At 41.1% G+C, this 8,854-nt stretch carries 9 protein-coding genes and 1 riboswitch; of the genes, 3 read left to right on the top strand and 6 right to left on the bottom strand.

Translation table 11 applies throughout. From position 1 onward, the window contains the following. Positions 1 to 204 precede the first annotated feature (204 nt). The 3 genes from AB5Z52_RS04775 to AB5Z52_RS04765 all read left to right on the top strand — a co-directional run bounded on the left by AB5Z52_RS04775 (position 205) and on the right by AB5Z52_RS04765 (position 1,709). Positions 205 to 774, top strand: a complete 570-nt coding sequence (locus AB5Z52_RS04775; protein ID WP_005470091.1) for a TetR/AcrR family transcriptional regulator — start codon at positions 205 to 207, stop codon at positions 772 to 774. A 2-nt stretch (positions 775 to 776) separates the two neighbouring features. After that, a complete protein-coding gene (locus AB5Z52_RS04770) occupies positions 777 to 1,235 on the top strand; it encodes a low molecular weight protein-tyrosine-phosphatase (RefSeq protein ID WP_005470093.1) in 459 nt (152 codons plus the stop codon). 111 nt (positions 1,236 to 1,346) lie between these two features. After that, the gene (locus AB5Z52_RS04765) at positions 1,347 to 1,709 is read left to right on the top strand and encodes a hypothetical protein (RefSeq protein WP_368243550.1); all 363 of its coding nucleotides are present in this window, start codon (positions 1,347 to 1,349) and stop codon (positions 1,707 to 1,709) included. Positions 1,710 to 1,842: 133 nt separating this feature from the next. Here the strand turns inward: AB5Z52_RS04765 and AB5Z52_RS04760 are convergent, their stop codons facing one another. From AB5Z52_RS04760 to AB5Z52_RS04735, 6 genes are all read right to left on the bottom strand, one after another. After that, complete coding sequence (locus AB5Z52_RS04760) at positions 1,843 to 2,205, bottom strand: iron chaperone (protein WP_003128121.1); 363 nt, start codon at positions 2,203 to 2,205, stop codon at positions 1,843 to 1,845. 365 nt (positions 2,206 to 2,570) lie between these two features. After that, positions 2,571 to 4,076 (bottom strand): helix-turn-helix domain-containing protein, encoded by a 1,506-nt coding sequence (locus AB5Z52_RS04755; RefSeq protein WP_003128122.1) that lies wholly within the window; start codon positions 4,074 to 4,076, stop codon positions 2,571 to 2,573. A 108-nt stretch (positions 4,077 to 4,184) separates the two neighbouring features. Continuing rightward, positions 4,185 to 5,546 carry a branched-chain amino acid transport system II carrier protein gene (gene brnQ, locus AB5Z52_RS04750; protein WP_003128124.1) on the bottom strand — a complete coding sequence of 454 codons (1,362 nt, stop codon included), beginning with the start codon at positions 5,544 to 5,546 and terminating at the stop codon, positions 4,185 to 4,187. A 218-nt stretch (positions 5,547 to 5,764) separates the two neighbouring features. Then, complete coding sequence (locus AB5Z52_RS04745) at positions 5,765 to 6,499, bottom strand: amino acid ABC transporter ATP-binding protein (RefSeq protein ID WP_288551674.1); 735 nt, start codon at positions 6,497 to 6,499, stop codon at positions 5,765 to 5,767. Positions 6,500 to 6,511: 12 nt separating this feature from the next. After that, a complete protein-coding gene (locus tag AB5Z52_RS04740; protein WP_137264623.1) occupies positions 6,512 to 8,098 on the bottom strand; it encodes an ABC transporter permease subunit in 1,587 nt (528 codons plus the stop codon). A 109-nt stretch (positions 8,099 to 8,207) separates the two neighbouring features. After that, positions 8,208 to 8,380, bottom strand: a riboswitch (Lysine riboswitch). Positions 8,381 to 8,516: 136 nt separating this feature from the next. Beyond that, entirely contained in the window at positions 8,517 to 8,819 is a 303-nt protein-coding gene (locus AB5Z52_RS04735; RefSeq protein ID WP_003128127.1) for a hypothetical protein, read from the bottom strand. Positions 8,820 to 8,854 lie beyond the last annotated feature (35 nt).

Raw genomic sequence — 8,854 nt, 5'->3', positions numbered from 1 at the left:
ATTCGTTTTCATAAATCTATTATAAAAGAAAAGACTGTAGACATCATCCATAAAATGGACTTTGTCTACAGTCTGAGAGCTGAAATTGTTTTCAGCTCTTTTTTTGATCCCAGCTAGTGAAATAGCTGGGATTTTTTCTGCAAGAATACTTTTTTAGTTGGAAATTTGGTATGATAAGGAGAGAATTTGAAAAAGAGGTGTACCATGGCAGAAGGGAATCAAACCAAAGCAGTCATTGGTCAAACATTCGTTGAACTTTGTGAGACAAAAGAATTAAACAAAATCAGCATTCAAGAGCTGGCTGAGAAGGCGCAGATCAATCGACAAACCTTTTATTATCATTTCCCGGATAAAAAAGCATTGATTCGTTGGATCTACAAAACAGATGCGCTGATTTATCTAACATCTGAAAACATTTCGCTAGACAATTGGGAAGAAGCAGCTTTGAAAATGTTGAAGGCGATGCGGCAAAACGGAACCTTCTATCGGAAATCTGTTACTTATGACCGGGATATTCTGATGAGTGAGTTTTATCAAATTACGGAGCCTTTATTTCAGCGCTTGTTTGATGAAGTCGATGAAGAGCAACAATTGTCGCAACAAGACATTGCTTTTTACAGCCGTTTCTTTTCTTATGGCTGTAGTGGAATCTTAGAAACTTGGATTCGTGATGATTTTCCGGAAATGCCATTAGAAATCGCGACCCAACTCTTTCGCTTGGCAAAAGATGTGGAATTTTTTTCTTATCAAATTTATCAAAAAGAGGAGCAATAATCATGACGAAAGTTTTATTTGTCTGTTTAGGAAATATTTGTCGTTCACCGATGGCAGAAGGGCTTTTCAAGCAAGCAATAGCAGAACGTCAATTGCCTTGGCAGATCGATTCAGCAGCCACTAGTTCATGGGAAGCGGGTAATCCGCCTCATCAAGGAACTCGTCAACTATTAGCAGATGCGGGGATTTCTTGGCAGAACATGGTTTCCCGCAAGATCACTTCTGAGGATTTTGAAACCTATGACTGGATCATTGGCATGGATCGTAACAATTATGAGGACCTTTCAGCAATGGCTCCAGCAGGTATGCAGCATAAGCTTTACACGTACTTAAGTGTCGTTCCTGGAGAGGGAGAAGATATTCCAGATCCTTATTACACAGGAGATTTCAACCAAACATACCGCTTGATTCAAGCAGGACTGCCCCTTTGGATAGAAAAAATAAAAAATGCTGCCCAATAAAGGGAATGTTCGCTTGTTTTTTCCTCAAAATTTGTTAAAATAAAAGCAATAAACGAGAACGTATGTGCGGTTTTAGAGAAACCCGCTGCTGTTAGCAGAAAGGAAAGACCAATGGAAAAGAAATCATCTCCCATCAGACAGCTGGGCAAGTTGATTGTCATGACTTCGACAACCTTGTTGGATACTTTCTTCAGTGACAATGCCGATAAAAAAAATCAAACTGAAAAGATCAATGAGATTCGGCAAATTTTGCAAAAAGCGGCCAGTGACAAACATCTGGTCGTCTTACAAGTGAAAACCGAGAAGGTTGGCAGTTTTGAAACCATTACCGGTTGGATCGTTGGAAAAACGGTTGCGAAAGAACAAGTCGTTTTGAAACTGCAAAGTGATCGGCAACAAATTCGTATGATCCCTTTAGCCAGCGTTTTAAAGGTCAGCACATTAAAGGTCAAAGCAACGCGGCCCGAAAAGTAAAAAAAGTCTGTGACGTAAGTAAAACAAGAGACCAAAACAGCAGATAGCAGCCATGTAGGCGGAAGAAGCAATCAAGCTGATCTTAGGACGTTGTTTTATTACACTCACAGACTTTTTTGTTACACTTTTTTAGTTAATCGGTAGTTGTTTTCGCTAAAACTTCTTGCAAACGCCAAGCGGTTATTCGAGCAATCAAATCATAAGGAATAGGTTCTGTAAACGAAAAACGGATTGTTCCTTTACTGGTCTTATAAGACTGCCATTCTTTTTCAAAAGCAAGAATGGCAGAGGGTGTTGGATAAAATCCTATGTGCTCTTTTGCACAGGCAAAGTGGACGATATTCTCTGTTTGGAAATAGGTTGGCATCTGATAACGAATCCGCTCTTCGGCATCCGGCAGGACTGTTTTGATCAAATTTCGGACCTCCTGCAATACAGTGGAATGATCCGGAAAGCCAGCAATATACTGATCAACCGTTTCAATGGTGTTTGTCATAAAGCTCCCCTTTTTGTATTGATTGTACTACAGAAAGGAATTTTACAAAAAAAGGAGCCTGTCAGTGGGTGGCTGACAGGCTAGGAGTTAAAAATGAAAAGTGTTAGTTAGGGTTGTTTGTTGGTATGCTTATACTATAGTCGGCAAATGTGAATTTTTTGTGGAGAAAAGCTTGGAAAGTTTTAAAGATTGCTTTCTAGAGAAAAAGAGACAAAAAATTACCCGCCGGTGGGTGGCCGGCGGGAAGGAGTTAAAAATGAAAAAGTGTTAGGGTTGTTTGTTGGTATGCTTATACTATACTAACTAAATATGAATATTCTGTGACAAAAGTTTTCGGAAGTTCTTAAGAAAAGATAACGATTCGGTTACACGTGCTGATTTTTTTCATTGAAGTATTTTTTCAACGTACGATAAAGATCGATGTATTGAGCATCAGCAGCTGCATAATCCCATAGATAAGTTGCCATCGTTGGGTTCATTTTTTTCATCAATTGATTGGAACTAATCACTAAATCATAGGGTTCCTTCAATTGCGGATCATAAGGATCCGCTTGCACAAAGGTCAGATCTTGCAGAAATTGATTCAAGGATTGGACAAGTAAAAAGTTGTCTTCCAAAACGACACCGACATGCAGCCGATTGGCGTAGCGGATCTTATCATAGAATGGTAACAAGACGTGAGTAAACATCGCTGCTAACTGTTCTTGATTGGTGTCATTGATATAGTCTACATTATTGGAAGAGCGATAGTCGGTAAAGAATTGATCGATATGCTGATGCAATTGTTCCTGTGGCAGACCATGTCCCATGGAAAGGGTGAGCAGCCGGTAAATATTAGGAAACGGTTGTCGAAAGACGTAGTTGCCAAAGGTCGCATTGATTAGATTACCAATCAAGATAGGATCATCTAAAAGTTCCTGCTGTCCAGCAAAATAGGTCTGTTTCATTTGGGCAAGGAAATCAAAAACTAACGGATAGATCGGATTCTGTTTAGTCGTATAGAATGTCAATGTTTGTTGCAAGGAAGGATCTTCCTCAGACAAGTAGAAGGGTAGCATTTGGGAGAGCAAATAGATAAAACTTGATTCTCCTTTAAGCTGTTTTTCTGTTAATTCAGTATCGGCAGTCAACGTGGTACGCAAGCGATTGAAATCATAATAGCGATTGTTTTTCATCAAAAAATTATAACGGCGGTCGTATTTTGCAAAATTCGCTTTTCTAATGCGTAAAAGGACCAACGCAGCAAAATATTTTAACTCTAGCTTCCCTAGATAAGAACGAGAGATAGGAAAATAGCTAGCAAACTCATCGACGAAAGCTTCTGCATCAGACTCAGAAACGGCAAAAGGCCATTTGATCCCCCGGACGCCTAACCAAATGATATTGAATAAGGAAAGACGCACTAAGCGCTCGTCGCCAACGAGATTCGATTCTGTATAAGTAAAACGCAATTGAAACTGCTTCAAATGGTTTTTTAGATGTTCGAATTTTCGGGATACTGTTGAACGGCTGACATCATATTTCTTGCAAAAATCCGTAATGGTAGGATTTTCTTCATTCAGCATATAAAGAACATATAAGAATGGTACGCTCTTGTTCAAAAGATAAAACCGGTACTCATCAATCGTTGCCGCAATATTTTGGGGCTGCAGCTTGCCACCACGTCCAAGTATTGACAAGTGATCCGGGGTCAACTCGTGTAAATCTTGATCGATCTCAGTCAACTCAATGAATGTTTGCTGATAGCTCAAGTCCATTTCTTTGGCTAATTGCGCGATTGGATGATTTGGATTTTGTAAAGTAAGCATGCGCCGGAATAATTTAAATTTGATCAACGTTTGCGGATCCATCATAAGTTCTTCGTAAAACATAAATATCCTCCTTTAATGGGTCTATTGTACCTGTTTTTGTTTCAACTGTCAGTCTTTTATCAAAAAAAATGGCCTACCTTTCAAAAATGGTAGGTCATTTTTTTTGAATTAATGATTTTTGACGGATTTCGGTTCTTTTTTGCACCAAGCCCAAACGAGACCTATGATGAAACCGATGATTGCAGGTGCCAGCCAACCCATGCCGATTTTGAAGAACGGCAAGTATTGCTCTGCAAATTTCAATAACTGCTGAACGACAGCAGTGTCTCTAATCAATGCCGGGCAAGCATTTAATCCGTCAATAACGGCTGCCACCAGGGTGAAATAAGTGGTCATACGGTACACACTGGCACGATGCTGGAACAATGGACTAATAATCGCCAACAAAATCAATGTAATGGCCAGCGGATAGACAAACATCAGAACAGGAGTTGAAAACTCAATGATTTTCGTCAGACCGATATTTGCAAAGATCGCTGGTAGAATGCTGGCAACAGCACTGAAAAACAAGTAGCTTCTTGCAGGAAACAATTCTGCAAAGGTTTCGGCAAATGCGGTGATCAATCCGATCGCAGTTTTCAAACAAGCTAAAATGACGATCAATGCTAAGAGCAGACTTCCAGAGCGGCCTAAGTAATGGTTGGCTACTTGTGCTAAAGCGATCCCACCATTGGCACTGATCGCAAATTTTCCTAGGCTCATCGCTCCCATGTAGGAAAGCAATGTGTAGATGATCCCCATCAGAAAGATACTGATAGAGCCAGAAAGAATCGTATCTTTCGCGATTTCGGAAGGTTTCGTGATACCCATGTTACGGATCGCAGTCACAATAATGATGCCAAAGGCTAATGAGGCTAGTGCATCCAACGTATTGTACCCATTTGTGAAGCCGGTGAAGAAGGCGTGTTCTTGGTAAAGCGGAGAAACAGGCGCCTCTTGGATTGTACCCATTGGCTGCGTAAAAGCAAAGACTAAAAGTAAGCCAAGCAATACCAAAAAGAGGGGATTCAAGAATTTTCCTACGTAATCCAATATCTTACTAGGCTTGCGTGAGAACCACCACGCAGCCCCAAAGAATAATAGTGAAAATACGGCCAACAAGGGTGCTTGGAGATCTTGGGAAACAAAGGGTACAAGTCCGATCTCAAAGGAAGTTGTGGCTAACCGAGGGAGTGCAAAAAAAGGACCAATCACTAAATAAAGCAACACAGTGAAAATAATGGCATAACGGCGGTTGATCCGTGAAGCTAATTCGAAGACACCCGTACTTTGGGAAAGACCAAATGCGATAACGCCTAAGAATGGTAACCCAATTCCGGTCACTAAGAAACCTAAATTGGCAAGGGCTACATTACTACCAGCTTCTTGTCCCATATGCACTGGGAAAATCAAATTTCCCGCACCAAAAAATAGACCAAACAACATAGAACCAACATACAAATAGTCTTGAATACGTAACTTTTTCTTCATATCAACTTACTCCTATAGTTCTCTAGTTTTAAAAAAAATAACAAAAAAATGATCAAATAGCAACTCTTAGTTGACCAAGGCCAAAAAAAGAAACCAGGGAACAAGCGACAAGAAGATGATTCGGTAAGGACAAGCAATGCCCTCTTGTAAGACAGGAAGGCACTGACTGTTCGTCTAAATCATTTTGTCTGCAACTTGTACCCTAGTTCAGCACAGGATCAATTAAGTACCCGCGATAGAAATTCTTTCGTCCGCTGTTCTTTTGGATGGATAAAGATTTCTTCTGGTGTGCCTTCTTCAGCGATCACACCTTTGTCCATGAAGATCACTCGGTCAGAGACTTCTTTAGCAAAGCCCATCTCATGGGTCACGATGACCATAGTCAGCCCAGTATGAGCTAACGCATTCATCGTTTTCAAAACTTCTCCGACCATCTCTGGATCAAGAGCTGAAGTTGGTTCATCGAATAACATCACATCAGGATCCATTGACAATGCCCGGGCAATGGCTACCCGTTGCTTTTGTCCACCAGATAATTGAGCCGGTTTTGCTTTGGCGTAGCGGCTCATGCCGACTTTTTCCAAATTCTCCCGAGCAATTTTTTCTGCTTCGGCGCGATTTCTTTTTAGAACAGTGACTTGGCCCGTGACACAATTTTCCAGAACATCCATGTTATTAAAAAGGTTGAAGGACTGGAACACCATCCCTAAATGAGTCCGATAGTTTGGTAAGCTGTATCCTTTTTCTAGGACATTTTCGCCCATATAAATGATTTTTCCACTGGTTGGCTTTTCTAAAAGATTGATACACCGAAGCAGTGTGGATTTCCCTGAACCGGAGGAGCCGATAATCGTTACGACTTCACCTTTATTGACCGAAAGACTAATGTCTTTCAAAACGACATTGTCGCCAAAACTTTTCTTTAAATGATCGATTTCGATAATTGCTGACATCTGTCTTCCTCCTTATTCTGGGTTGATATCTTCTAGTTTGACATAAGAACTAGGACCATCCATTTTGCGTTCAACAAAACGTAAAATTTGAGTCGCAGAGATTGTCAAAACGAGATAGATTGCACCGATGATCGCAAATGTTTGGAAGTATTGATAATTTGTTCCGGCAGCCGATGTTCCTTGGAAGAAAAGATCGGCGACACTGATTACGCTCAACACGGCAGTATCTTTGATATTGATGATGATTTCGTTACCTGTTGCTGGTAAGATATTTCGCATAACTTGTGGCAAGACAACTTTGAACATCGTTTGCCAGTGAGTCATTCCAATTGCTTGTGCTGCTTCAAATTGACCATCATCCACTGCAAAGATCCCGCCACGGACGATTTCAGACATATAGGCTCCTGTATTGATAGAAACGATCAATAATGCCGAAATCGTACGATTCATGGAAACACCAAATGCTAGAGCAGTCCCATAAAAAATGACCATAGCTTGTACCATCATTGGTGTGCCACGGAAAACTTCAATATAGATCGTCAATAATGCATTGATCAATTTTTGGAAAAAGCGACTTACAGGATTTTCAGCAGCTGGCAGCGTCCGAAAGACACCGACTAATAGACCAATCAATAATCCGACGACAGTAGAAACGATCGCAATGAAAAGCGTCAATCCTGCCCCTCGTAAAAATAGAGAACCATAGTCATCGATGATTTTTTTGAAATCGGCCAGCAGACCTTGATTCGCTGAATCTCCGCTGGTGTCCGCAGGCTGCTCTTCGATAGCCGCATCCATGAGTTTCGTGCGTTCACTTTGAGGGATCGTCGCTAGAATCTCGTTGACCTTTTGGACATCGGGGTCACCTTTGCGCATACCAACGGCAACTTGGACATCCTCTGGGTTGGTTTCAAAACCTTGACCTTCGGCAAATTCGATCATCTTCAGATCAGGATTTGCCCCTGTAGCAGTGACGCCTTCAGGACGTTCGCTGACGTACCCGTCAATGATGCCTGAAGCCAACGCGACGCGCATGGAAGAAAAATCTTTCATGGCTTGTTCTTTTTGTACTTCTGGAATTTGATCGATCACTGTGTAATGGAATGTATTTAATTGGGCGGTGATTTTTGCACCTGTCAAATCAGCTAAACTTTTCGCATTTGCGAATTTACCATCTTTTTGAACGACAACGACTAAGTTCGATTCGTAGTAAGGATCGGTAAAATCGATTTGTTCCCGTCGTTCGGCTGTAGGGGACATCCCAGCGATTACCGCATCAATGGTCCCTGATTGTAATGCAGGTGCCAGGCCATCCCATTGTGTTTTGACGATCACTAATTCTTTGCCAAGACCATCAGCGATTTTCTTCGCGATTTGAACGTCATAACCGCCAGCATAGGCAGACCCTTTCTCGCCAGAAATAGGTACCGCTCCATGGGCATCGGTGGTTTGGGTCCAGTTGAAAGGGGCATAACCCGCTTCCATCCCCACTCGAAACTGATCAGCTGGAGTTTGATCATCTGCATGAGCAGTCATCGATACATTGACAAGTGTGAAACAGAGGGCGAAAAATGCCCAAAACCAATTCATTTTCTTCATTTTCTCTTTCCTTTCACGAGTGGCACTACAGACAGGCAAAGGTAACAAAAAAACAGCCGTACTCCATGATTGGAAAACGGCTGTTGACAATTTCGTCGACAAACCTTTCACAAAACATAGCGCAACTTAGCCAAGCTAAGACAGTACGCAAGTTGTTCACTTGCGTCCCAACAAAATAATTCAAGCAAGAATCAGTTTGTTTCGGCGATGTTCCCTAGCTCTGCTTTTGACGTGTTGCTTCACTCAGCAGGATTAATGAACCTCGCGACCTCTACCTAAATGTTAAAGGATACTCGTATTTGATTATGATACTTAATCGAGTGTAGAAGAAAAAGGTGGATTTGTCAATTCTTTTCAACAAAAAAAGCAGTCTCTTTTCTTTGGAAAAGGGAACTGCTTTTCTTTACTTTCGGCTACTTTAAGCAACTTTGGCTTTTGGTTCGCGGCCTAAGACAGCTTGAATAACTGTCAGACCTAGTAATAAGCCTAGAGCTAAATAAATGAGACTTGAGTATTGTGTAACGCCCCAGTCTTGACCTAATGTACGATAAACCAATAGAACGAGTGCTTGAATGATTGCTGTGATGACATTTAAGAAAGCAAACGCCCATAGATTTCCATTTTCTTTACGAGATAAATAGAAAATAGAGAAGTATAAGCTAACTGCCAACCAGCCGAAACTGATGATGATCATTGCCCAATAAATAATAGATGCTACCAATGTATTTCACCTCACTTTGATTCGTGAATAGTTTA

The sequence above is a fragment of the Enterococcus sp. RTP21361st1_A6_RTP21361_211029 genome (assembly GCF_040910045.1).
GTDB classification, from domain to species: Bacteria; Bacillota; Bacilli; order Lactobacillales; family Enterococcaceae; genus Enterococcus_D; species Enterococcus_D gallinarum.
The sequence above is the reverse complement of the archived record's forward strand: the minus strand, read 5'-3'. Positions and strand labels throughout refer to the sequence as shown.